Source organism: Streptomyces sp. 2131.1 (assembly GCF_900105515.1).
Classification (GTDB): domain Bacteria; phylum Actinomycetota; class Actinomycetes; order Streptomycetales; family Streptomycetaceae; genus Streptomyces; species Streptomyces drozdowiczii.
The window spans coordinates 1,591,455-1,614,231 of the sequence record NZ_FNSY01000001.1 but is presented as its reverse complement, the minus strand read 5'-3'; the positions used below and the strand labels follow the sequence as shown (position 1 = coordinate 1,614,231).

The window sequence follows — 22,777 nt, the reverse complement described above, 5'->3', positions numbered from 1 at the left end:
GGGTTCCCGGACTTGACCTTGGACAGTACTCCACTGTTTACGGTCGGGGCGTCCGTCGAGGAAGCAGGCAGGAGCCCCGCCGTGATCCGTACCGTGACCCCCTCACACCCCGCGTATCCGCGTTTCGTACGCGCGAGTGCGTGGTACGACCTGGTCGTCACCGCGGGTTTCGCCACCCCGTGGACGTACACGCTGGTGCACAGCGTGCTGTCCCGGCTGGGGGAGGCGACCGGGGCGGGCGCCCTGCCCGCCCTCGACCCGATAGAAACCCTCTACGCGAACCTCATGGGTTCGGTGGTGGTCGTCTGGGCGCTCCTGCGGATCCTCCGGCCCCTGCCGGCGCGCGGCCTGTACGACGGCGCCGCGCGCACGCTGTTCGCCCTGTGGCAGGCGTACGCGCTGGCCCACGGCGCCCCGTACTGGCTCTGGCTGTTCCTGGTGGCCGAAGTGGCGTTCGGTGTCGTCCAGCTGCTGCCCTGGCGGTGGGAGCGGAGGGCCGTCAGCCCTTCGCCGACCGCTGGATCGTGAACACCGCGCCCTCCGGGTCCGCCACGGTCGCGACTCTGCCGCTCGGGCCCTCTCTCGGCGGGCTCAGGACGTGACCGCCGAGCTCCGCCACCCGCCGCGCGGCCTCGTCGGTGTCGGCCACCTCGAAGTACGTCATCCAGTGCGGCCCCCGGTCGCGCAGCAGGGCGTGGCCGACACCGTGCAGGGAGGCCACCGGCCGGCCCCGGAGGTGCAGGGTCTGGTAGTCGAAGTCCGCCGAGACGACGGCCTTGGTCTCGTAGCCGAAGACCGCCTGGTAGAACTTGGCGACCGTCGACGTCTCCCGGGTCACCAGCTCGTTCCAGACCGGGGTGCCGGGCCGCCCCGCCAGCGTGGTGCCGATGTGTGCGGCGGCCTGCCAGATGCCGAAGACGGCCCCGCCCGGGTCGGAGGCGATGGCCAGACGGCCCGCCTCGCCCGCGTCCAGCGGCCCGACGCCGACGGTGCCGCCGCAGGCCCGGACGGCCTCCGCCGTGTGGTCCGCGTCGTCGGTGGCCAGGTAGGTCGTCCAGGCGATCGGGAGGTGGCGGTCCGGCGGCAGCTGCCCGATGCCCGCGACCTCCTGTCCGTCGATCAGCGCCCGTACGTACGGGCCGAGCTGCTCGGGGCCGGGGCCGAACTCCCAGCCGAACAACTCGGCGTAGAAGTTCTGGGTCGTGCGCAGGCCGTGCACGATCAGGCTCACCCAGCAAGGTGTTCCGGGTGTACGCCGGGCGGCAGCCTCGGTCATCGTCACTCTCCTCGGACCATCGTGGTGGCCGTACGGGAAATCGGGGCCGCCGCGCCGGGGTGCGGTGCGAGTCGGGTACGCCCCGTGCAGATGCTCGCACCACCGGGCGCGGGATGCCCTCCGGCCGCGCCGTCCATTGCGGGATCTCGCCACAGGGGGCCCGGTTTGTCGTGGTATGGCGTCTTCAATCTCTGTCACGGGCAGCCGGGTGTCTGCGCGAGGATGGCACGCATGAAGCCCATCATCTCCGTATCCGAATGCGCGAGCGAACTGGCGGGGCCACGTCCGCCGGTGCTCCTGGACGTACGTTGGCAGCTCGGCGGCCCGCACGGCCGGCCCGACTACGAGGCGGGGCACATCCCCGGCGCGGTCTTCGTCGACCTCGACACGGAACTCGCCGGCCCGGCGGGCGACGGCGGCCGCCACCCCCTGCCCGACCCGGCTGCCTTCGGAGCGGCCATGCGCCGTGCCGGGGTACGGAAGGACAGCCCGGTCGTCGTCTACGACGGCGGTCAGGGCTGGGCGGCGGCGCGCGCCTGGTGGCTGCTGCGCTGGGCCGGGCACCGTGACGTCCGGGTGCTGGACGGCGGGCTCGCGGCCTGGGCGGGGGAGCTGTCGAAGGAGACCCCGGACCCCGCGGAGGGCGACTTCGTGCCCGCGCCGGGCGCGCTGCCGCTGCTGGACGCGGACGGTGCCGCGGCCCTGGCCCGCTCGGGTGTCCTGCTCGACGCACGGGCGGCCGAGCGCTACCGGGGAGACGTCGAGCCCATCGACCGGGTCGGCGGCCACATCCCCGGCGCGGTCTCCGCCCCGACCGGCGAGAACGTGGACACGGACGGACGCTTCCTGAGCGCCGAGCGCCTGGCCGCCCGGTTCGCCGGTCTCGGCGTCGAGGGCGACACGGCGGAGGTCGGCGTCTACTGCGGTTCGGGCGTCTCCGGGGCGCAGCAGGTGCTGGCGCTGGAGCTCGCCGGGCACCGGGCCGCCCTCTACGCGGGCTCCTGGTCCCACTGGTCCGCCGACGAGTCGCGCCCGGTCGCCACCGGACCCGACCCCAGCTAACGGAACGCCGTCGCCCGACGCGCAGGGGCCCGTACGCGCTCGCGTACGGGCCCCTGCCATGCCGGCGGGCCTTCTCTAATCCTGCTTCTTGCGGCGTGTGCCGAAGACGATCTCGTCCCAGCTGGGCACCGCCGCCCGGCGCCCGGGCCGGACCCCGTCCGCCTCGGCCTGCCGGTCCGTCGTCCCGGTCAGCCGGTCGCGGTGACCGGCGACCGCACGCGGCATCAGCACGTCCGCGTACGCGGAGCCCGCACCCGCCGACGCGGCCGGCGGCTCCTCGGCCTCCGGCTCCCGCTCCGCGGGCTCGATCGCGGGCGGCTCGGGCGGAGCCGGCCGCTCGGGTACGACCATGTCGCCGCGGAAGCTCGGGACCGCCTCCAGCAGGCTGGTGAGCGAATCGCGCTCGCTCGCGGTCACTCCGGCGATCCGCTCCTCCGGCTCCGGGGGCGGCGGCGGTGCCGGGCGCTCGATCTGCCGGTCCAGCGCGCGGTCGAGCGGCCGGTCGCGCGGCAGCCGGGCGATCCGGGGGACGAACGGGAAGCTGGGCTCGGGCGCCGCGACCTCGTCCGTCTCGCCGATCAGCGAACGGGCCTCGTCGTCGACGGCCTGGACCAGCCGGCGCGGCGGGTCGTACGTCCAGCTCGCCGAGTGCGGCTCACCGGCGACCCGGTACACCAGGAGGACCTCCCAGGTGCCGTCGTCGCGGCGCCAGGAGTCCCACTGGACGGTTTCCTTGTCGGCGCCGCGCAGCAGCAGTCGCTCCTGCACCGCCTCGCCGAGCTGGGGGCCGGTGTTCTCGCCGGGACGGCGCACGGGAGTCTTCCGGGCCCGCTCGGCCATGAAGGCGCGCTCCGCGAGCACGGGGCCCTCGAAGCGGCGGACACGGTCGACGGGGATCCCGGCGAACTGGGCGACCTCCTCGGCGGAGGCGCCTGCTCGTATCCGTGCCTGGATGTCGCGCGGGCGGAGGTGGCTCTCCACCTCGATCTCGATCTGGCCGAGCCGGGCGCGGTCGTTGCGCACGGCGGCTCTCAGCCGCTCGTCGATCGGAAGCGTGTACTCCGTGCTGTCCGCAGCCTTGAGCACCAGTCGTGTGCCGTCGTTGGAGACGGCCACGACACGCAGTTCGGGCATGGGGACCTCCCGGGTGGTGCCTGCCGACGTCACGTGCGTCGCTGCTTCCGCTAGTCGAGTGTGGCCTGCCCGGGTGCAGCCTGCCACAACATTGCCGTGTTGCCCGGCGTGTCGGGCGTGAGCCCTTGATCGCCGGTATGCCACGGTAGCCCTTGCGCAACGCAAAGTGACCGATGGTCACTCCGTGTAGCTGGCCGCCGTGCGATGCCGTGCGCCGCCGGATCGAGTGCCTCCTTCGGCCCCCTCCCGAAGGTTCCGGACGCCCGCGCGGGTGTCCGGCCCCAGGGCTCGCCACAGTACTCCATTCGGGCCATGTGGGTGGACCGCCGCGCCGTCGAAGTTCTCGTGCGGTGCGGGAGTTGACCTACCCCTCCAGACGCCTCCTGCCCATGATCCGTGTCGTGCTTCACATAATCCACGCAACCGGAACTTTCGGCTTCGCTCACGTGTCCCTAGTTGGTGCATGGTGGGAGAGATGTCAATCAAGGGCTGGAAATGGTGCAGAAGCCGGAAAGCGACATAGAACCCAAGGAGAGGCGGATCGATCTGAGCCTGCCCCAGGTCGCGGGCAGCGCGGTCGCGGCGGTCGCGGCGGCAGTGGCGGCTTCCCAGCTCGGCGTGTACGGGACGATCGCCGGGGCCGGCGTCATGAGCGTCGTGGCCACCTGCGGCGGCTCGGTGTTCCAGCACTTCTTCCGTCGTACGGGTGAGCAGATACGCGAGGTCACCGTCCAGGTGAAGCACCCGGACCGCGAGGTGACCATCCACGCCCGCGAGACCGGCCCGCGTCGGCCGGAGCCCTCCGCGCAGGAGACCGTTCTGCTGGGAGCGGTGGACGACGCCGGAGCGGTGGACGACGCGGGAGCGGTGGCCGCCGCCACCACGGTGCTGCGCCGGGCGGACGCGCCGGCGGCGGACGAGACGATGCTCCTGCGCCGCGTCGAGCCGGACGCCACGATGCTCCTGCGCCGCGTCGAGCCGGACGTGACGACCGTGCTGCGGAGCCCCGCCACGGCCCCCCTGGCGGACGAGGAGTTCTCCGCGGCGACCACGCACGGCACCCGGCTGCGCGGCTGGAAGCGGTCGGCGATCGGGGCGGCCGTGGTGTTCGCGGTCTCCATGGCCGGCATCACCACGTACGAGCTGATCTCCGGCGGCGACCTGAGCGGCGGACACGGTACGACCGTGGGCTCCGTCGTACGCGGTGGCCACGGCAGCGGGCCTTCCACGCCCGAGCCCGCCGAAACCACCGGACCGGAAGAGAACGGGACGAACCCCGGCGGGCAGGACGACAGCGGTACGGCGTCCCCGGACACCGGTGGCCAGGACGACAGCGGCACCGCCCCGCAGCCGGACCGGAGCGGCGGTCCCACCGAAGGGGCGACGCCCACGCCCACCCCCTCGGACCCGGCGGGCGGCGCGGTCGAGCCCGAGCCCACACCCACCCCCGGCACCACGGACGGCGGCGGGAGCACTGCGCCCGATCCCACGGCCACCGAGAGCGCCCCCGCGCCGGAAGGGACCGGCACGGGGGAGTGAGCGCGGGTGCGCCGGGTCAGTCCCCCAGCACCCGGCGCAGGTAGTCGTTGCCGAACAGGCGGTCCGGGTCCAGCCGGTCCCGCACGGCCGTGAACTCGCCGAAGCGCGGATACACCCCGGAGAGGTACGCGGCGTCCCGCGTGTTGATCTTGCCCCAGTGCGGGCGGCCGCCGTGCGCGGTCATGATCCGCTCCACGGCCGTGAAGTACGCCTGGTACGGCGTGCCCCGGTACATGTGGACGGCGATGTACGCGCTTTCCCGGCCCGACGCCGTGGAGAGCGCGATGTCGTCGGCCGGCGCGGTGCGCACCTCAACCGGGAAGCTGATCCGCAGCGGCGAGCGGTCCACCATCGCCCGCACCTCGCGCAGCGCCTCGACGGCGGCCTCGCGCGGCAGCGCGTACTCCATCTCCACGAACCGCACGCGGCGCGGGCTGGTGAACACCTTGTACGGGATGTCGGTGTACGTACGTGCCGACAGGGCCCGGCTGGAGATCCTCGCGATCGAGGGGATCGTGGCGGGCACGGCCCGGCCCAGCGCGCAGGCGACCTGGAAGACGCCGTTGGACAGCAGCTCGTCCTCGACCCAGCCGCTGACCTTGCCGGGCGGGGCGGCGGGACCGGCGCTGCGGTTGTTGCGCTTGGTGTTGCAGTTCCCGGTGTGCGGGAACCAGTAGAACTCGAAGTGCTCGTTCTCGGCCACGAGCTCATCGAAGTCGGTCGTCACCTGGTCGAAGCCCATCGGCTCCTCGCGGGCGGTCAGCAGGAAGACCGGCTCCACGGCGAAGGTGATCGCGGTGATCACGCCCAGGGCGCCGAGTCCGATGCGCGCCACCGCGAACACGTCGGCGTTCTCGGTCTCCGAACAGGTCAGGACCGTGCCGTCGGCGGTGACCAGCTCCAGGGCGCGTATCTGCGCCGATATGGACGCCGAGTCACGGCCGGTGCCGTGCGTCCCGGTGGATGTGGCCCCCGCGACCGTCTGCTCCATGATGTCGCCCATGTTGGTGAGCGAGAGGCCCTCGCGGGCCAGCGCGGCGTTGAGCCGCTTCAGCGGGGTGCCCGCCTCGACCGTCACCGTCATCGCCTTGCGGTCGATCTCGCGGATGCCCGTCAGCAGATCGGGCCGGATCAGCACCCCGTCGGTGGCCGCGGTCGCGGTGAAGGAGTGGCCGGTGCCGGCCGGCTTCACCCGCAGCCCGTCCTCGGACGCCCTACGCAGGGTCTCGGCCAGCTCGTCCACCGATGCGGGGGACACGGTCCTGGCCGGCCGCGCGGTGACGTTCCCCGCCCAGTTGCGCCACGGGCTCGTCGCCGTCCGTGCGTAGGTCTCGGTCATCTTCCCCGCGCCCTTCCCTAGGAACCGGCCCACCCAGCCGGCGCTTCCCCCGGACGGAAACCACGGGTTACCGGCCGGTTGGAGGGGGATCATACTCACGGTTCTCGCATATGCATCCACCCCTCCCGGCGCCCCCGAGGGGACCGGCCGCGCACCCGCTCCCGGATGTCGGTGGGACCCGGCCGGAGCCGGGGTGGCAGGATCGAGGGCATGTCCGATCTGCGCGATCCCGCCCCCTACGACGCCCTGCTCCTGCTCTCCTTCGGCGGCCCCGAAGGCCCGGACGACGTGGTTCCGTTCCTCGCGAACGTGACCCGCGGCCGCGGCATCCCCGAGGAACGGCTCAAGGAGGTCGGCAAGCACTACTTCCTGTTCGGGGGCGTCAGCCCGATCAACGCCCAGAACAGGGCCCTGCTCGACGCGCTGCGCAAGGACTTCGCCGAGCACGGACTGGATCTGCCGGTGTACTGGGGCAACCGCAACTGGGCCCCGTACCTCACCGACACGCTCCGCGAGATGGCCGCCGACGGACGCCGCCGCATCGCCGTCCTGGCAACCAGTGCCTACGCCTCGTACTCCGGCTGCCGGCAGTACCGCGAGAACCTCGCGGAGTCGCTGGCCGCCCTGGAGGCCGAGGGCCTTCCCGTCCCGCGCGTGGACAAACTCCGGCACTACTTCAACCACCCCGGGTTCGTGGAGCCCATGGTGGAGGGCGTCCTCGCCTCGCTGGCGGACCTGCCCGAGGACGTGCGCGCGGGCGCCCACCTGGCCTTCACCACGCACTCCATCCCGACCTCGGCTGCCGACACCTCCGGTCCCGTGGAGGCCCACGGTGACGGCGGCGCCTATGTCGCGGAGCACCTCGACGTGGCCCGGCTGATCGTGGACGCGGTGCGCGAGCGGACCGGTACGGCGTACCCCTGGCGGCTCGTCTACCAGTCGCGCAGCGGCGCCCCGCACATCCCGTGGCTGGAACCCGACATCTGCGACCACCTGGAGGCCCTCCACGGCGACGGTGTCCCCGCCGTCGTGATGGCGCCCATCGGCTTCGTCTCGGACCACATGGAGGTCCTGTACGACCTCGACACCGAGGCCACCGCCAAGGCCGCCGAGCTGGGCCTGCCGGTACGCCGCTCCGCGACGGTCGGCGACGATCCCCGTTTCGCCGCGGCCGTGCGCGACCTCGTCCTGGAGCGGGCCGCCGCCGAGCAGGGCCGCAGGACCGATCGGTGCGCCCTCGGGACGCTGGGCGCGAGCCACGACCTGTGCCCGGTGGGCTGCTGCCCGGCCAGGGCCCCCAAGCCCGCCGCCGCGGGCGCCGACAGCCCCTACGCGTAAGCCTTCGCCCTTCCCCGCCCGCCGCTCTCCCAACCTCCTGAGGAACGCCGTGACCCAAGTCGAACACCTAGTGGACACCCTGCTCGACCTCGCCATGGAAGCCGCGGAACTCGCGGGCCGGCTGCTGCGCGACGGCCGTCCGGCGGGACTGGGTGTGGCCGCGACCAAGTCCAGCCCGGTCGACGTCGTCACCGAGATGGACATCGCCGCCGAGAAGCTGATCACCGAGTACCTGGTCGACCGCCGCCCCCTCGACGGCTACCTCGGCGAGGAGGGCGGCACGACAGCCGAGGGCAGCAGCGGGGTGCGCTGGGTCATCGACCCGCTCGACGGCACCGTGAACTATCTCTACGGGCTGCCGTCCTGGGCCGTCTCCATCGGCGTCGAGGTGTACGGCGAGCGGGTCGCGGGTGTGGTGGAGGTTCCGATGCGCGGCGAGACGTACTACGCCCGCCGGGGCCACGGCGCCTTCGTCACCGGCGGACCCTACGGCGACGAACAGGTCCGGCTGCGGTGCCGGCCCACCGCCCCGCTCGCCGAGGCGCTGGTGGCCACGGGCTTCAACTACGTCGCCGACGTCCGGGCCCACCAGGCCGAGGTGGCGCGCGAGCTGGTCCCCCGGGTGCGGGACATCCGGCGGGGAGGCTCCGCCGCGATCGACCTCTGCGACGTGGCCGCCGGCCGGCTCGACGGCTACTACGAGCGCGGCCTGCACCCCTGGGATCTGGCCGCGGGCGACATCATCGCCCGGGAGGCCGGGGCCCTGACCGGCGGACGCCCGGGCCGGCCGGCCGACGGGGAGCTGACCGTCGCCGCGTCCCCCGGTGTCTTCGAACCGCTCCAGGCCCTCCTGGAGGAGCTGGGAGCCTGGCACGACTGATCCCGGGCTCCCGGGCGCCGGAGTCCGCCCCCGGGCAGCGGAAGGGCCCCGCAGCCGCCTTGCAGCGGCTGCGGGGCCCTTCGCGACGGGTCAGGCGTTCGTCGTCGTGCCGATGGGTACACCGTGCTCGGCGGCGAGGCGATGAAGGTCGTCGAGCTCGCTCTGCTCGACGTCCGCGAGGAAGTCGTCGCCCGTCTCGCGGGCCTTCGTGAGGTCGTCCTCGGTGGTCTTGATGCGGTGCAGCAGACCTGCGGTGAAAGCGTCCATGAAGCGCCCCCTCATCGTCGTGGGTGGGTGGCACGGGGGTGTGCCCGGGTTTCCCTCCGCCGAAGCGGTAGGGCGGGTGATCACGCACTCTCCGGGAAAACGGAGGGGCCTGTGACAACGCCACATGGGAAGACGTGATCGCGGGTGTGAATGCGTCCTCCCCCAGCCGAACCTCAGGGAAACCTCAACTGGCCCGAATTTCCCGTCGATTCCCTGAAGCCGCAGGTCGGGACCGCACCGTCTTACCGCCGGTTTATACGCGTTACGGGCAGGATGGAGCCGCACGTGGTGTGCCGGGGCATGCCCGCGGCGCGGGCGGCCGGGCCGTTCCGGACGCCCCTGGGCCCCGTGGCGAAGATCGCTTGCGAAGTTCTAGGGAAGGAAGCGCCGTGCGCGTACTCGTCGTGGAGGACGAGCAGCTGCTCGCCGATGCGGTGGCCACCGGTTTGCGCCGCGAGGCCATGGCCGTCGATGTGGTGTACGACGGAGCCGCGGCCGTGGAGCGCATCGAGGTCAACGACTACGACGTCGTGGTGCTCGACCGCGACCTCCCCCTGGTCCACGGCGACGACGTGTGCCGCCGGATCGTCGAGCTCGGCATGCCGACCCGGGTCCTCATGCTCACCGCGTCCGGTGACGTCAGCGACCGCGTGGAGGGCTTGGAGCTCGGCGCCGACGACTACCTGCCCAAGCCCTTCGCGTTCAGCGAGCTCACCGCCCGCGTCCGGGCTCTCGGCCGCCGTACGACCGTCGCCCTGCCGCCCGTCCTGGAGCGGGCCGGGATCAAGCTCGACCCCAACCGCCGTGAGGTGTTCCGGGGCGACCAGGAGGTGCAGCTCGCGCCCAAGGAGTTCGCCGTCCTGGAGGTCCTGATGCGCAGCGAGGGCGCCGTCGTCTCGGCCGAGCAGCTGCTGGAGAAGGCCTGGGACGAGAACACCGACCCGTTCACCAACGTCGTCCGGGTGACCGTCATGACCCTGCGCCGCAAACTCGGCGAGCCCCCGGTGATCGTCACGGTGCCCGGCTCCGGCTACCGGATCTGATGCCCGTGCCCGCCGCCACGCCGCCCGCGCCCCCCAAGCCCACCTGGGAGCCCAAACAGCAGGAGCCCTCGTACCCCTGGCTGCGTCCGACCATCCGGATACGGCTCACGCTGCTGTACGGCGGCATGTTCCTGATCGCGGGCATTCTGCTGCTGTCGATCATCTACATGCTGGCGGCGCAGGCCCTGCACGTGGGCAGCGAGCTGCCGTTCAAGGTCGTCGACGGCTACATGTCCAGCAAGGTCTGCAACCTCCTGGAGCACGGCAACTCGCCGAGCGCGGTCAACGCCGCGATGAACTCCTGCGTCAACCACCAGCGCCAGCAGGCACTGGACACGCTGCTCAACCGGTCGCTGCTCGCCCTGGTGGGCCTGAGCATCATCGCCTTCGCCTTCGGCTACGCCATGGCGGGGCGGGTGCTCTCGCCGCTGGGCCGGATCACCCGGATCGCCCGCACCGTCGCCGGCACGGACCTGGCCCGCCGCATCGAGCTGGACGGGCCCGACGACGAGCTGAAGGAGCTCGCCGACACCTTCGACGACATGCTGGACCGGCTGGAGCGGGCCTTCACCGCGCAGCAGCGGTTCGTCGGGAACGCCTCGCACGAGCTGCGTACGCCCCTGGCGATCAACCGCACGCTGCTGGAGGTCCACCTCTCCGACCCGGAGGCGCCGCCCGAGCTCCAGCAGCTGGGGAAGACCCTCCTGGCCACCAACGAGCGCAGCGAGCAGCTCGTGGAGGGCCTGCTGCTGCTCGCCCGCAGCGACAACCAGATCGTCGAGCGCAAGCCCGTCGACATGGCCGAGGTGGCCTCCCGGGCGCTGGACCAGGCCCGGGGCGAGGCCGAGACCAGGGGCGTCGAGATGCGTGCCACGCTCGCCCCCGCCGTCGTGCAGGGCAACGGCGTCCTCCTGGAGCGCATCGCGCTCAATCTCGTACAGAACGCGGTCCGGTACAACGTGCCGGAGGACGGCTGGGTGGAGGTGAGCACGGAGCTGCTGCCGGGCCAGGCGGTGCTCGTCGTCTCGAACACCGGCCCGGTGGTGCCCGCGTACGAGATCGACAACCTGTTCGAGCCGTTCAGGCGGCTGCGTACGGAGCGCACGGGCAGCGACAAGGGGGTCGGTCTCGGTCTGTCGATCGCACGGTCCGTCGCGCGCGCCCATGGCGGCCGTATCATCGCCGAGCCCCGCGAGGGCGGTGGTCTTGTGATGCGCGTCTCACTGCCCGTCTGACCGGCGAGACCGAGGGTTCGCACACTGATTATTTTTTGTTCGCTTTTAGCGGAATTTTCGGGACCTGATCTCGAAGAGGCCGTGTGTGATCGATCACAGGAGCGAATAACCCCCTGCCCACACTCCGTGACCAGGGAACTCACCGGAATCCCGGCGAATCGCCGGGTTTTCGGGGGTAGACATCACGGGAAGTACACGGGGTGGCGCCTGTAAAGGGTGCCACCGGGACCGTGTACGGTCCCCATCGCCACCCAAGCCGATCACTCCCGAGCGGTCCTTTTGGGTGTCGATTGAGTAACAGACCTTGATGTGAGGCAAAATCTCCGCCTCAGGTCGGGCACAAGTCCGGCCTCTCACGCGTTACGAGCGCTGAGACACCGCAGACACCCAGAGGGGGAGAGCGACATGGCAACGGATTACGACACCCCACGCAAGACCGACGACGACGTCGATCAGGACAGCCTTGAAGAGCTGAAGGCGCGCCGGAGCGACAAGACGGCGTCCGCCGTCGACGTCGACGAGTTCGACGCGGCCGAGGGACTGGAGCTGCCCGGCGCAGACCTGTCCAACGAGGAGCTGGCCGTACGGGTCCTGCCCAAGCAGGCCGACGAGTTCACCTGCATGAGCTGCTTCCTCGTGCACCACCGCAGCCAGCTGGCCCGCGAGAAGAACGGCCAGCCGATCTGCCGCGACTGCGACTGAGGTCCGGTCGGCCGTGGCAGGGGACACACCGTTCCGCAAGCGGCGCCCCTGGGGCAGGAAGTCGTCCGGGGAGCACCAGGGCGGTACAGGCCCGGCAGAAGGCGCTCAGGCGCCTGCCGAGCGGTCCGCCCTGCCACCCCCGTCGGACGGACAGGACGACGAGCGGGGCCTGCAGGCCTCGCTCGAAGCGGCCGAAGCAGCGATGGAGGCAGCCCGTGCGGCTGCCGGAGCCGACACGGCGAAAGAGGCCGGAGAAGTCGGCAGGACGGAGCTCGTGACCGGGGCAGGCCGTCTGGATTCAGTGAAACGGGGCGTACGCAAGGGCGGGGAGAGCGCCAAGGCAGCGATCGGTCATATCGCCGACCTGATCATCTATGTCGCTCCCCGCGTCCCTGTGCGCGACCTCGACACCCTGCGCAAGCACTTTCCCGGCCTCGGGCCGGAGGAGATCGCCGACCGGCTCGTCGCGGGCGCGAGCCGTGCGACCGCCACCGTCGGCGCCGGAATCGGCGCGGCGGCGATGATGCCCGTGCCGCCCGCGATGTTCGCCGAGCTGGCCGCCGAGATCAGCGGCGTCGCCGCGATCGAGATGAAGCTCGTCGCCGAACTGCACGAGGTCTACGGACGCCGTCCGCCGGGCAACCTCGGCCGGCGCTCCACCGCCTACCTCACCGCCTGGACCGAGGAACGCGGCATCGAGGTCACCCGCCCCGCCTCGGTCGACGCGGCACTGAGCGGCCACATGAAGCGCGAACTGCGCCGGCAGATCATGAAACGCACCGTGCGCGACCTGCCGAACCTGATCCCGTTCATGGTCGGCGCCGCCATCGGAGCCTCCATGAACCGGCGCGACACCAGGAAGCTCGCCGAGCGGGTCAGGAAGGACCTGCGCGAGAAGCAGGTGCCCTGGGACCGCCTGCCCGAGCTGCCCCCGCTGGAACAGCCGGAGCCGCTCCGCGCACCCCGGGGCCGGAAGGCCTAGGGGCCTTACCTCCGGATCAGGCCTGGGCCCGGACCGCCGCCTTCAGGGCGGCCACCAGCGCCTGCGGGTCGCGCGTCGACAGATAGACGTACGGCGTCGGGTCCTCGGGGTCCGTGACCTCCACCCGCACCGCCGTCGGGATGTAGCTGCGCAGCAGCATGAAGGCCCGTGTGTCCGCCTTGTACGTGCGCCAGGCGCGCGCCTCCTCGGCGTCCAGTACCTCGGCCTCCCCGAGCGCCGGGACCGGAATCCTCGCATCCCCGGCGACCAGCTGCCCCGCCACCACCCGGATGCGGGCGGAGCCGTACGAGCTCACCGCGACGGCCGACAGGACCGTGCCGCCGGCGAGGCCGCCGAGCAGCGGCAGGGTGCCCAGCGGCAGCAGCATCAGCGCGCACGCGATGCCGATCAGGACGGCGATCAGCCACCACGACCGAGGGGCGGTGAGGCGTTCGTCGAAGGGCGGGGTGGAAGGCTGCATGGCTCCAAGCTTGGCACGGAGCGACCGGCGGGGATCCGCGCGGGTAAGGTCTGCGCCTGTGAGTGGAACATCTGCGGCTCTGACGCCCCCGGCCGACGCGGTGAAACCGGTACGGCACCCCGACGCCCCGGCCCCCGGCGAACTCCTCGGCGCGCACTACGAACACTGCTTCGGCTGCGGCTCCGGACAGCCCCACGGGCTGCACCTCCAGGCCCGCGCCGAGGAGGGTGTCCGGGTCACCGCCGAGTTCACCGTGAAGGCCGCCCACCAGGGCGCCCCGGGCCTGGCGCACGGCGGGGTACTGGCCACCGCGCTGGACGAGACGCTCGGCTCGCTGAACTGGCTGCTGCGGGTCATCGCGGTGACCGGACGGCTGGAGACCGACTTCGTGCGGCCCGTTCCCGTGGACACCGTGCTGTACCTCGACGCCGAGATCACCGCCGTGCACGGGCGCAAGCTCTACTCCCGGGCCACCGGCCGGATCGGCGGCCCCGACGGACCGGTGGCGGTGCGCGCCGACGCCCTGTTCATCGAGGTCAAGGTCGACCACTTCATCGAGAACGGCCGGCCGGCCGAGATCCAGGCCGCCATGGCCGACCCCGACCAGGTCAAGCGCGCCCGTGCCTTCGAGGTGAACCCCTGATGCGCCATCCCGTCGACGTCCTGATCCGCCGGGTCGACCCGGACGTGCCGATCCCCGCCTGCGGGCACCCCGGTGACGCCGGCGCCGACCTCGTGACGACCGAGGCCGCCGAGCTGGCGCCGGGGGAGCGGGCCGTACTGCCGACCGGGGTTTCGATCGCCCTGCCCGACGGGTACGCCGCGTTCGTGCACCCACGATCCGGTCTCGCCGCCCGCTGCGGAGTCGCCCTGGTGAATGCCCCGGGGACGGTCGATGCCGGGTACCGTGGAGAGATCAAGGTGATCGTCATCAATCTCGACCCGCGCGAGTCCGTGCGGTTCGAGCGGTTCGACCGGATTGCCCAACTGGTCGTGCAGCAGGTCGAGAAGGTGCGCTTCCACGAGGTGTCGGAGCTTCCCGGCTCGGCGCGGGCCGAGGGGGGCTTCGGGTCCACCGGCGGTCATTCCGCCGTTGATGTTGATGGCGTCCGGGGCGGGGTTCCCCAGGGCGGGAACAGCTACGCTTCGGTCGAATCCGACCGGGAAGGACAGTGACGTGTTCGGACGTCGCAAGAACAGTGGTTCCGCCGATGACACGGCGGACGAGGCGCGCGAGGCCGAGCAGGTCGTCGACGAGCAGACCGAGAGCGAGCCGCGCCGGACGAACCTTCCGCCGGCTCCGCGCCCGGACGGTCCCTGGGACATCAGCGAGGTGTCCCAGCCCGGCGACGGCCGGGTCGACCTGGGCGGCATCTTCGTGCCCGGCGTCGAGGGCATGGAGCTGCGCGTAGAGGTCGCCGGTGACGCGATCGTCGCGGCCACCGTCGTGCTCCGCGACAGCGCGGTCCAGCTCCAGGCCTTCGCCGCCCCCAAGAAGGAGGGCATCTGGGGCGAGGTCCGCGAGGAGATCGCCTCCGGTATCACCCAGCAGGGCGGCATCATCGACGAGGTCGAGGGCCCGCTGGGCTGGGAGCTGCGCGCGCAGGTCCCCGTACAGCTGCCCGACGGGACGAACGGCGTGCAGCTGGTGCGCTTCGTCGGCGTCGACGGCCCGCGCTGGTTCCTGCGCGGTGTGATCTCCGGCCAGGGCGCCGTCCAGCCGGAGGCCGCCGGCCTTCTGGAGACGGTCTTCCGGGACACCGTGGTCGTCCGCGGCGAGGGCCCGATGGCCCCGCGCGACCCGATCGTCCTCAAGCTCCCCAACGACGCCCAGATGGTTCCCGAGGGCGTGCAGCAGGAGGAGCAGGAGGGATCGCGGTTCTCCGGCGGCATGGCCGGTCTCCAGCGCGGTCCCGAGATCACCGAGGTGCGCTGACCCGCACCCGCTGACACCGGCCGGTGGGCCGTACCCCTTTCCCGGGGTACGGCCCACCGGCTTTTTGCGCGCACCGGCGCGTACAGGGCGCGTATCGGGGGCGTACAGGCGCCGTCAAGGCCGGCCCCAGTCCCGTAAGAGAGGCATCAACGCAGGTCACGGCGGTGCCGGTGGGCGGTTTGCTCATGAGGTCCGATTCATCGACACCTCATCCAGGAGCATCCGATGGCCGATCTGGCCTTCGTCGTCACCACGATCGCGGTCTTCGCGCTGGTGGCTCTCGTCGCCAAGGGGGTGGCGAAGCTGTGACCGCGGACAACGTGGCCGGCCTCGTCGTGGCCGCCGCCCTGCTGGGCTACCTCCTTCTCGCCCTCCTCTTCCCGGAGAGGTTCTGAGCCCGACATGAGCCCCGTCCTCTCCGGTGTGCTCCAGCTCCTCGCGCTCGTGGTGGCGCTGGGGCTGGCGTACCGACCGCTCGGTGACCACATGGTCCGCGTCTACACCTCGCCCCGCCATCTGCGGGCCGAGAAGTGGATCTACCGGGCCATCGGCGCCGACCCCGGCGCCCAGATGCGCCGGGCCGCCTACCTGCGCGGCGTCCTCGCCTTCTCCGCCGTGAGCGTCCTCTTCCTGTACCTGCTGCAACGGCTCCAGGGCGCCCTGCCGGGCTCGCTCGGCTTCTCCTCGATCAGCCCGGACCAGGCCTTCGACACGGCCGCCTCGTTCGTCGCGAACACCAACTGGCAGTCGTACGCCGGCGAGCAGGTCATGGGCCACGTCGTGCAGACCGGCGGCCTCGCCGTGCAGAACTTCCTCTCGGCCGCCGTCGGCATGGCCGTCGCCGTCGCCCTCGTACGGGGCTTCGCCGCTTCCCGCACCGGGGAGCTCGGGAACTTCTGGTGCGACCTGGTGCGCGGCACCGTACGCATCCTGCTGCCGCTCTCCGTGATCGCCGCCCTCTTCCTCGTCGCCTGCGGGGCGATACAGAACTTCTCCGGCATCCACCAGGTCGGGCAGTTCACGGGCGGTACGCAGCAGTGGAACGGCGGCGCGGTGGCCTCCCAGGAGGCCATCAAGGAGCTGGGCACCAACGGCGGTGGCTACTTCAACGCCAACTCGGCGCACCCCTTCGAGAACCCGACCGGCCTGTCCAACCTCTTCGAGATCTTCCTGATCCTCGTCATCCCGTTCGCCCTGACCCGCACCTTCGGGCGCATGGTGGGCTCGGTCCGGCAGGGTTACGCGCTCCTCGCCACCATGCTCGTCTTCTGGCTCGGCTTCTCCGCGCTGATGATGTGGACCGAGACCGCGCACCAGGGGTCCGCGTTCGAGATCGCGGGCGGGGCGACGGAGGGCAAGGAGACGCGGTTCGGGATCGGCGGATCGTCGCTGTTCGCCGTGGCCACCACGCTCACCTCGACCGGCGCGGTGAACTCCTTCCACTCCTCGTTCACCGGCCTCGGCGGCGGCATCACGCTGCTCGGCATGCAACTGGGCGAGATCGCACCCGGCGGCGTCGGCTCCGGCCTCTACGGCATGCTGATCATGGCCCTCATCGCGGTGTTCATCGCCGGGTTGATGGTCGGCCGCACGCCCGAATACCTCGGCAAGAAGATCGGCACCCGCGAGACCAGGCTCGCCGCCTGCTACCTCCTGGTCACCCCCGCCCTGGTACTCGGCCTCACCGCCGTCGCCGTCGCGCTGCCCACCCCGCCCCACTCCATGGCCAACACCGGGGCGCACGGCTTCTCCGAGATCCTGTACGCGTACACCTCGGGCGCCAACAACAACGGCTCCGCGTTCGCCGGGCTCAACGCGGACACCCAGTGGTTCAACACCACCATCGGGCTCGCGATGCTGCTCGGGCGCTTCCTGCCGATGGTGTTCGTGCTGGCCCTGGCCGGCTCGCTGGCCGAGCAGAAGCCCGTCCCCGCGACCTCCGGCACCCTCGCCACCCACACCCCGCTGTTCAGCGGACTGCTGGCCGCGGTCGTCGTGGTCGTCGCCGGCCTGACCTACTTCCCGGCCCTCGCCCTGGGCCCGCTGGCCGAGGGGCTGGCGTCATGACCACTCGTATAAAGCAGGAGGGCCCGATGACCGCACCCGTGCGGCAGGCGCGCGCCGGCGCCGGGCTGTTCGACCCGAAGACGCTGCTCGCCGCCCTGCCCGAGGCGCTGCGCAAGCTCCACCCGCGGGCGATGGCCGCCTCACCGGTCATGTTCGTGGTGCTGGCCGGTTCCGTCTTCACCACCGTCCTCGCCGCCCGCGACCCCGGCGACTGGTTCGGCTGGGCGATCACCGGCTGGCTCTGGCTGACGACGGTCTTCGCCAATCTGGCGGAGGCGGTCGCCGAGGGCCGCGGCAAGGCCCAGGCCGACACCCTGCGCCGGGCGAAGACGGACACCCTCGCCCGCCGGCTCACCGGGGACCGCGAGGAACGCGTCCCGGGCACCGAGCTGCGCGTCGGCGACCTGGTGGTCTGCGAGGCGGGCGACATCGTCCCGGGCGACGGGGACGTCGTCGACGGCGTGGCCGGCGTCGACGAGTCCGCGGTGACCGGGGAGTCCGCACCCGTCATCCGCGAGTCCGGCGGCGACCGCAGTGGCGTCACCGGCGGTACGAAGGTGCTCTCCGACCGGATCGTCATCCGGATCACCACCAAGCCCGGGGAGACCTTCATCGACCGCATGATCGCCCTGGTCGAGGGCGCCGCCCGGCAGAAGACGCCCAACGAGATCGCCCTGAACATACTGCTGGCGTCCCTCACGATCGTCTTCCTGCTCGCCGTGGTCACCCTCCAGCCGTTCGCCGTGTTCGCCGGCGACGAGCAGTCCGTGATCGTGCTCACCGCGCTGCTGGTCTGCCTCATCCCGACCACCATCGGCGCGCTGCTCTCCGCGATCGGCATCGCGGGCATGGACCGGCTCGTCCAGCGCAACGTGCTCGCGATGTCCGGCCGGGCCGTCGAGGCGGCCGGTGACGTCTCGACGCTGCTGCTCGACAAGACCGGCACCATCACCCTCGGCAACCGCCGGGCCACCGACCTGCTGCCGCTGCCCGGGGTCACCGGCGCGGAGCTGGCGGACGCCGCCCAGCTCGCCTCGCTGGCCGACGAGACGCCCGAGGGCCGGTCCGTCGTCGTCCTCGCCAAGGAGCGGTACGGGCTGCGCGAACGCCACGCGGGCGAGCTGTCCGGCGCCACCTGGGTCGCCTTCACCGCCCGCACCCGCATGTCGGGCGTGGACGTGGACGGGCGCAAGGTCCGCAAGGGCGCCAGCGGCGCGGTCACCGCCTGGGTGAGGGAGCGCGGCGGCACCGTCCCAGCCGAGGCGCGGGAGCTGACCGACGGCATCGCGAAGGCGGGCGGCACCCCGCTGCTGGTCGCGGTGGAGGACGGGCGCGGGGCGCGCGTCCTGGGCGTCGTCCACCTCAAGGACGTCGTCAAGGAGGGCATGCCGGAACGGTTCGCCGAGCTGCGCCGGATGGGCATCCGCACGGTCATGATCACCGGGGACAACCCGCTGACCGCGAAGTCCATCGCCGAGGAGGCCGGTGTCGACGACTTCCTCGCCGAGGCCACCCCCGAGGACAAGATGGCCCTCATCAAGCGGGAGCAGGCCGGCGGCGGGCTCGTCGCGATGACCGGCGACGGCACCAACGACGCCCCCGCGCTCGCCCAGGCCGACGTCGGCGTGGCCATGAACACCGGGACCTCGGCCGCCAAGGAGGCCGGGAACATGGTCGACCTGGACTCCGACCCGACCAAGCTCATCGAGATCGTGGAGATCGGCAAGCAGCTCCTGATCACACGCGGGGCGCTGACCACGTTCTCGCTGGCCAACGACGTGGCCAAGTACTTCGCGATCATCCCCGCGATGTTCGCCGCGGTGTACCCGGGCCTGGACCGGCTCAACATCATGGACCTGTCGTCGCCGCGGACCGCGATCCTCTCCGCCGTGATCTTCAACGCGCTGATCATCGTCGCACTCGTCCCGCTCGCCCTCCGGGGAGTCCGCTACCGCCCCGGCGGCGCCGCGTCCCTGCTCCGGCGCAACCTCGCCGTCTACGGGGTCGGCGGACTGATCGCCCCCTTCGCCGGCATCAAGCTCATCGACCTGCTCCTCTCCCTCGTCCCCGGAATCGGCTGATCCGCCATGAACACACCCGTACGCAACCCCGTCCGCCGCCTGTGGGCCGCCCTGCGCGCCCTGCTCGTCCTCACCCTGGTCTGCGGCGTGCTCTACCCGCTCGCGGTCACCGGAGCCGCCCAGGCGCTCATGCCGGACCGCGCCCACGGGTCCGAGGTCACCGCGGAGGGCAGGGCCGTCGGCTCGTCCCTCATCGGGCAGCGCTACGACCTGCCGGGGGGCGCCCCGGACCTCAAGTGGTTCCAGCCGCGCCCCTCCGAGGGCCTCGGCACCAACAGCCGCAACACCCAGTACGCGCTGCTCGTCTCCGGCGCGAGCAACCTCTCCGGCGGCAACGCGGAGCTGATCCACCGGGTCACCGCCGCCAAGGCGGCCGTGGTCCGGGACAACTCCGTCCCCGGGCACCCCGTCGACCCGGCCCGGGTGCCCGCCGACGCCGTCACCTCGTCCGGCTCGGGCCTGGACCCGGACATCTCGCCGGAGTACGCGCAACTCCAGGTCCGCCGTGTCGCCGCGCGCAACCACCTCGACGCCGGCCGGGTCGCCCGGCTGGTCGAGCGGCACACCGACGGACGCCTCCTCGGCTTCATCGGGGAACCGCGCGTCAACGTCCTGGAGCTCAACATCGCGCTGCGGCAGCTGGTGACCGGGACGAACTGACCGGGCCCCGGAGCCCGGCGACGGCGTCGTCATCGAGCACCGACCGGCGGCCCGGGAGCCGTATCAGGGTTGCGTCAATTCCCGTCCCCTTCCTACCCCCCACCCGATATGCCGGAAATTCACCAGGTACTTTCGAACCGTGGCCGCCACTGCGGTGGCCACGGGTTTCGGAAGACGATGGGGCCATGGCGCGCGGCAAACTTCGGATCTACCTCGGTGCGGCACCGGGCGTCGGCAAGACGTACGCGATGCTCTCCGAGGCGCACCGGCGCGTCGAGCGGGGCACCGACTGCGTCGTCGGCTTCGTCGAGCACCACGACCGGCCCCGCACCGAGACCATGCTGCACGGCCTCGAAACGGTCCCGCGCCGCGAGATCGAGCACCGCGGGGCCGTCTTCACGGAGATGGACGTCGACGCCGTCCTGGAGCGCGCCCCGGCCGTCGCCCTGGTCGACGAGCTGGCCCACACCAATGTCCCCGGCTCCCGCAACGCCAAGCGCTGGCAGGACGTCGAGGAACTCCTCCAGGCCGGCATCGACGTCGTCTCCACCGTCAACATCCAGCACCTGGAGTCCCTCGGCGACGTCGTCGAGTCCATAACCGGCGTACGACAGCGCGAGACCGTGCCCGACGAGGTCGTCCGCCGGGCCGACCAGCTCGAACTGGTCGACATGTCGCCCCAGGCCCTGCGCCGCCGCATGGCCCACGGCAACATCTACAAGCCGGACCGGATCGACGCGTCCCTCTCCAACTACTTCCGTCCCGGCAACCTCACCGCCCTGCGCGAGCTGGCCCTCCTCTGGGTCGCCGACCGGGTCGACGAATACCTCCAGCAGTACCGGGGCGAGCACAACATCCGCACCACCTGGCAGGCCCGCGAACGCATCGTCGTCGGCCTCACCGGCGGCCCCGAGGGACGCACGCTCATCCGCCGCGCCGCCCGGATGGCGGCCAAGGGCTCCGGCAGCGAGATCCTCGCCGTCTACATCGCCCGCAGCGACGGACTGACCTCGGCCTCGCCCAAGGAGCTGGCCCTCCAGCGCACCCTCGTCGAGGACCTGGGCGGCACCTTCCACCACGTCATCGGCGACGACATACCCTCGGCGCTCCTGGAGTTCGCCCGGGGCGTCAATGCCACGCAGATCGTCCTCGGCTCCAGCCGCCGCAAGACCTGGCAGTACATCTACGGCCCCGGCGTCGGCGCCACCGTCGCCCGCGAGTCCGGACCCGACCTGGACGTCCACATCGTCACCCACGACGAGGTCGCCAAGGGCCGGGGCCTGCCCATCGCCCGCGGCGCCCGCCTCGGCCGGGCCCGCATCATCTGGGGCTGGGCGGCCGGCGTGGGCGGCCCGGTCCTCCTCGCGGTGCTCCTCAAGGCGCTGGAGTCGGGACCCGGGCTCGCCAACGACGTCCTGCTCTTCCTCTTCATGACCGTCGCCGCCGCCCTCATCGGCGGACTGCTGCCCGCCCTCGCCGCGGCCGCCGCGGGCTCCCTGCTCCTGAACTACTGGTTCACCCCGCCCACCCACACCCTCACAGTCCAGGATCCCGAGAACTTCGTCGCCATCGTGATCTTCTTCGCGGTGGCGGTCGCGGTGGCCTCGGTGGTGGACCTCGCCGCCCGCCGCACCCACCAGGCCGCCCGGCTGCGCGCGGAGTCCGAGATCCTGTCGTTCCTGGCCGGCAGCGTGCTCCGCGGCGAGACCACGCTCGACGCGCTCCTGGACCGGGTCCGCGAGACCTTCGGCATGGGCTCCGTCGCCCTGCTGGAGCGGAGCAGCGACGTCGACCCCTGGACGTGCGCCGGGAGCGTCGGCCCGGCCCCGGCCGCCCGGCCCGAGGATGCTGACGTGGACATGCCCGTCGGCGACCACATGGCCCTGGCCCTGACCGGCCGGGTGCTGCCCGCCGAGGACCGCCGGGTGCTCGGCGCGTTCGCCGCCCAGGCCGCCGTCGTCCTGGACCGCCAGCGCCTGGTCGACGAGGCCGAGGAGGCCCGCAGACTCGCCGAGGGCAACCGCATCAGGACCGCGCTCCTGGCCGCCGTCAGCCACGATCTGCGCACCCCGCTCGCCGCGATCAAGGCCGCCGTCTCCTCCCTGCGCTCCGACGATGTGGCCTGGTCCGAGGACGACGAGGCGGAGCTCCTGGCGGCCATCGAGGACGGCGCCGACCGCCTCGACCACCTCGTCGGCAACCTTCTCGACATGTCCCGCCTCCAGACCGGCACCGTCACCCCGCTCATCCGCGAGATCGACCTGGACGAGGTGGTGCCCATGGCCCTGGGCGGCGTCCCCGAGGACAGCGTCGACCTGGACATCCCCGAGACGCTGCCCATGGTCGCCGTCGACCCCGGACTCCTGGAGCGGGCCGTCGCCAACATCGTGGAGAACGCCGTGAAGTACAGCCCCGACGGCGACCGCGTCACCGTGGCGGCCAGCGCGCTCGGCGCCCGCGTCGAACTCCGGGTCGCCGACCGCGGCCGGGGCGTCCCCGATGAGGGCAAGGAGCGCATCTTCGAGCCGTTCCAGCGGTACGGGGACGCCCCGCGCGGTGCCGGCGTCGGCCTCGGGCTCGCGGTGGCCCGCGGCTTCGCCGAGTCCATGGGCGGCACGCTCGACGCCGAGGACACCCCGGGCGGCGGCCTCACCATGGTCCTCACCCTCAAGGCGGCACCGGGCCACGCCCAGGCCGCCCCCGGCCTGCCCGAGCGGGTCACCTCATGAACCGCGGGGACCTTCCCGCACCGACG

General features: G+C 72.1%; 22 protein-coding genes. 17 read left to right on the top strand and 5 right to left on the bottom strand.

The features are described 5' to 3' along the window. The first annotated feature begins 81 nt into the window (after positions 1–81). Positions 82–528, top strand: coding sequence for a hypothetical protein (locus BLW14_RS07125; protein ID WP_093705453.1), 447 nt, complete (start codon positions 82–84; stop codon positions 526–528). Here BLW14_RS07125 and BLW14_RS07120 read toward each other — a convergent pair. Further along, positions 500–1,276 carry a VOC family protein gene (locus BLW14_RS07120; RefSeq protein ID WP_177153911.1) on the bottom strand — a complete coding sequence of 259 codons (777 nt, stop codon included), beginning with the start codon at positions 1,274–1,276 and terminating at the stop codon, positions 500–502. The genes BLW14_RS07125 and BLW14_RS07120 overlap by 29 nt on opposite strands. Positions 1,277–1,507: 231 nt before the next feature. Between BLW14_RS07120 and BLW14_RS07115 the strand changes: the two genes are divergently transcribed. Beyond that, on the top strand, positions 1,508–2,338 hold the full coding sequence (locus BLW14_RS07115) for a sulfurtransferase (protein WP_093705449.1): 831 nt from the start codon (positions 1,508–1,510) through the stop codon (positions 2,336–2,338). Positions 2,339–2,413: 75 nt separating this feature from the next. On the opposite strand, the gene sepH is transcribed toward BLW14_RS07115, so the two are convergent. Continuing rightward, the gene (gene sepH / locus BLW14_RS07110) at positions 2,414–3,472 is read right to left on the bottom strand and encodes a septation protein SepH (RefSeq protein ID WP_019521018.1); all 1,059 of its coding nucleotides are present in this window, start codon (positions 3,470–3,472) and stop codon (positions 2,414–2,416) included. Between the two features lie 495 nt (positions 3,473–3,967). Here sepH and BLW14_RS07105 point away from each other — a divergent pair, with 495 nt between their 5' ends. After that, positions 3,968–5,011, top strand: a complete 1,044-nt coding sequence (locus tag BLW14_RS07105; protein ID WP_093705447.1) for a hypothetical protein — start codon at positions 3,968–3,970, stop codon at positions 5,009–5,011. A 16-nt stretch (positions 5,012–5,027) separates the two neighbouring features. Here the strand turns inward: BLW14_RS07105 and BLW14_RS07100 are convergent, their stop codons facing one another. Further along, positions 5,028–6,350 carry a D-arabinono-1,4-lactone oxidase gene (locus BLW14_RS07100; RefSeq protein ID WP_093705445.1) on the bottom strand — a complete coding sequence of 441 codons (1,323 nt, stop codon included), beginning with the start codon at positions 6,348–6,350 and terminating at the stop codon, positions 5,028–5,030. Positions 6,351–6,560: 210 nt separating this feature from the next. On the opposite strand from BLW14_RS07100, the gene BLW14_RS07095 reads away from it, so the two are divergent. Next, entirely contained in the window at positions 6,561–7,688 is a 1,128-nt protein-coding gene (locus tag BLW14_RS07095; RefSeq protein WP_093705443.1) for a ferrochelatase, read from the top strand. A gap of 94 nt (positions 7,689–7,782) precedes the next feature. Further along, the gene (locus tag BLW14_RS07090; protein ID WP_256332985.1) at positions 7,783–8,568 is read left to right on the top strand and encodes an inositol monophosphatase family protein; all 786 of its coding nucleotides are present in this window, start codon (positions 7,783–7,785) and stop codon (positions 8,566–8,568) included. Between the two features lie 90 nt (positions 8,569–8,658). On the opposite strand, the gene BLW14_RS34425 is transcribed toward BLW14_RS07090, so the two are convergent. Then, a complete protein-coding gene (locus BLW14_RS34425; protein WP_177153910.1) occupies positions 8,659–8,835 on the bottom strand; it encodes a hypothetical protein in 177 nt (58 codons plus the stop codon). Positions 8,836–9,224: 389 nt separating this feature from the next. On the opposite strand from BLW14_RS34425, the gene BLW14_RS07085 reads away from it, so the two are divergent. From BLW14_RS07085 to BLW14_RS07070, 4 genes are all read left to right on the top strand, one after another. Next, positions 9,225–9,878 carry a response regulator transcription factor gene (locus BLW14_RS07085; RefSeq protein WP_018520588.1) on the top strand — a complete coding sequence of 218 codons (654 nt, stop codon included), beginning with the start codon at positions 9,225–9,227 and terminating at the stop codon, positions 9,876–9,878. After that, positions 9,878–11,113: a sensor histidine kinase gene (locus BLW14_RS07080; RefSeq protein WP_093705439.1), complete on the top strand. Its 1,236-nt coding sequence runs from the start codon at positions 9,878–9,880 to the stop codon at positions 11,111–11,113. The genes BLW14_RS07085 and BLW14_RS07080 overlap by 1 nt, the downstream gene beginning before the upstream one ends. A gap of 405 nt (positions 11,114–11,518) precedes the next feature. Next, entirely contained in the window at positions 11,519–11,815 is a 297-nt protein-coding gene (locus BLW14_RS07075; protein ID WP_003965732.1) for a DUF4193 domain-containing protein, read from the top strand. Between the two features lie 13 nt (positions 11,816–11,828). Next, a complete protein-coding gene (locus tag BLW14_RS07070) occupies positions 11,829–12,797 on the top strand; it encodes a hypothetical protein (RefSeq protein WP_177153909.1) in 969 nt (322 codons plus the stop codon). Between the two features lie 16 nt (positions 12,798–12,813). On the opposite strand, the gene BLW14_RS07065 is transcribed toward BLW14_RS07070, so the two are convergent. Next, a complete protein-coding gene (locus tag BLW14_RS07065) occupies positions 12,814–13,278 on the bottom strand; it encodes a DUF3093 domain-containing protein (protein WP_093705436.1) in 465 nt (154 codons plus the stop codon). Positions 13,279–13,336: 58 nt separating this feature from the next. Here BLW14_RS07065 and BLW14_RS07060 point away from each other — a divergent pair, with 58 nt between their 5' ends. The 8 genes from BLW14_RS07060 to BLW14_RS07025 all read left to right on the top strand — a co-directional run bounded on the left by BLW14_RS07060 (position 13,337) and on the right by BLW14_RS07025 (position 22,751). Next, positions 13,337–13,921 (top strand): PaaI family thioesterase, encoded by a 585-nt coding sequence (locus tag BLW14_RS07060; RefSeq protein ID WP_026242840.1) that lies wholly within the window; start codon positions 13,337–13,339, stop codon positions 13,919–13,921. Then, positions 13,921–14,454 carry a dUTP diphosphatase gene (gene dut, locus BLW14_RS07055; protein ID WP_093705434.1) on the top strand — a complete coding sequence of 178 codons (534 nt, stop codon included), beginning with the start codon at positions 13,921–13,923 and terminating at the stop codon, positions 14,452–14,454. Before BLW14_RS07060 ends, dut begins: the two co-directional genes overlap by 1 nt. A 1-nt stretch (position 14,455) precedes the next feature. Next, positions 14,456–15,214, top strand: a complete 759-nt coding sequence (locus BLW14_RS07050) for a DUF3710 domain-containing protein (protein WP_018520582.1) — start codon at positions 14,456–14,458, stop codon at positions 15,212–15,214. A gap of 305 nt (positions 15,215–15,519) precedes the next feature. Beyond that, on the top strand, positions 15,520–15,609 hold the full coding sequence (kdpF, locus tag BLW14_RS07045; RefSeq protein ID WP_093705432.1) for a K(+)-transporting ATPase subunit F: 90 nt from the start codon (positions 15,520–15,522) through the stop codon (positions 15,607–15,609). A gap of 7 nt (positions 15,610–15,616) precedes the next feature. Beyond that, positions 15,617–17,281 carry a potassium-transporting ATPase subunit KdpA gene (gene kdpA, locus BLW14_RS07040; protein WP_093705430.1) on the top strand — a complete coding sequence of 555 codons (1,665 nt, stop codon included), beginning with the start codon at positions 15,617–15,619 and terminating at the stop codon, positions 17,279–17,281. Positions 17,282–17,307: 26 nt separating this feature from the next. Beyond that, positions 17,308–19,362 (top strand): potassium-transporting ATPase subunit KdpB, encoded by a 2,055-nt coding sequence (gene kdpB / locus BLW14_RS07035; protein ID WP_093705428.1) that lies wholly within the window; start codon positions 17,308–17,310, stop codon positions 19,360–19,362. A 6-nt stretch (positions 19,363–19,368) separates the two neighbouring features. Continuing rightward, a complete protein-coding gene (kdpC, locus tag BLW14_RS07030; protein WP_093705426.1) occupies positions 19,369–20,022 on the top strand; it encodes a potassium-transporting ATPase subunit KdpC in 654 nt (217 codons plus the stop codon). Between the two features lie 185 nt (positions 20,023–20,207). Next, a complete protein-coding gene (locus tag BLW14_RS07025; RefSeq protein ID WP_093705424.1) occupies positions 20,208–22,751 on the top strand; it encodes a sensor histidine kinase in 2,544 nt (847 codons plus the stop codon). The last annotated feature ends 26 nt before the right edge of the window (positions 22,752–22,777 follow it).

Excerpts from the sequence above, each read along its gene's own strand:
- BLW14_RS07100 (WP_093705445.1), bottom strand. The coding sequence starts at position 6,350 with ATGACCGAGACCTACGCACGGACGGCGACGAGCCCGTGGCGCAACTGG.
- BLW14_RS07105 (WP_093705447.1), top strand. The coding sequence starts at position 3,968 with ATGGTGCAGAAGCCGGAAAGCGACATAGAACCCAAGGAGAGGCGGATC.
- BLW14_RS07075 (WP_003965732.1), top strand. The coding sequence starts at position 11,519 with ATGGCAACGGATTACGACACCCCACGCAAGACCGACGACGACGTCGAT.
- kdpA (WP_093705430.1), top strand. The coding sequence starts at position 15,617 with ATGAGCCCCGTCCTCTCCGGTGTGCTCCAGCTCCTCGCGCTCGTGGTG.
- kdpB (WP_093705428.1), top strand. The coding sequence starts at position 17,308 with ATGACCGCACCCGTGCGGCAGGCGCGCGCCGGCGCCGGGCTGTTCGAC.
- BLW14_RS07090 (WP_256332985.1), top strand. The coding sequence starts at position 7,783 with ATGGAAGCCGCGGAACTCGCGGGCCGGCTGCTGCGCGACGGCCGTCCG.
- BLW14_RS07120 (WP_177153911.1), bottom strand. The coding sequence starts at position 1,276 with ATGACCGAGGCTGCCGCCCGGCGTACACCCGGAACACCTTGCTGGGTG.
- sepH (WP_019521018.1), bottom strand. The coding sequence starts at position 3,472 with ATGCCCGAACTGCGTGTCGTGGCCGTCTCCAACGACGGCACACGACTG.
- BLW14_RS07095 (WP_093705443.1), top strand. The coding sequence starts at position 6,561 with ATGTCCGATCTGCGCGATCCCGCCCCCTACGACGCCCTGCTCCTGCTC.
- BLW14_RS07115 (WP_093705449.1), top strand. The coding sequence starts at position 1,508 with ATGAAGCCCATCATCTCCGTATCCGAATGCGCGAGCGAACTGGCGGGG.
- dut (WP_093705434.1), top strand. The coding sequence starts at position 13,921 with ATGCGCCATCCCGTCGACGTCCTGATCCGCCGGGTCGACCCGGACGTG.
- BLW14_RS07065 (WP_093705436.1), bottom strand. The coding sequence starts at position 13,278 with ATGCAGCCTTCCACCCCGCCCTTCGACGAACGCCTCACCGCCCCTCGG.
- BLW14_RS07080 (WP_093705439.1), top strand. The coding sequence starts at position 9,878 with ATGCCCGTGCCCGCCGCCACGCCGCCCGCGCCCCCCAAGCCCACCTGG.
- BLW14_RS34425 (WP_177153910.1), bottom strand. The coding sequence starts at position 8,835 with ATGGACGCTTTCACCGCAGGTCTGCTGCACCGCATCAAGACCACCGAG.
- BLW14_RS07025 (WP_093705424.1), top strand. The coding sequence starts at position 20,208 with ATGGCGCGCGGCAAACTTCGGATCTACCTCGGTGCGGCACCGGGCGTC.
- kdpC (WP_093705426.1), top strand. The coding sequence starts at position 19,369 with ATGAACACACCCGTACGCAACCCCGTCCGCCGCCTGTGGGCCGCCCTG.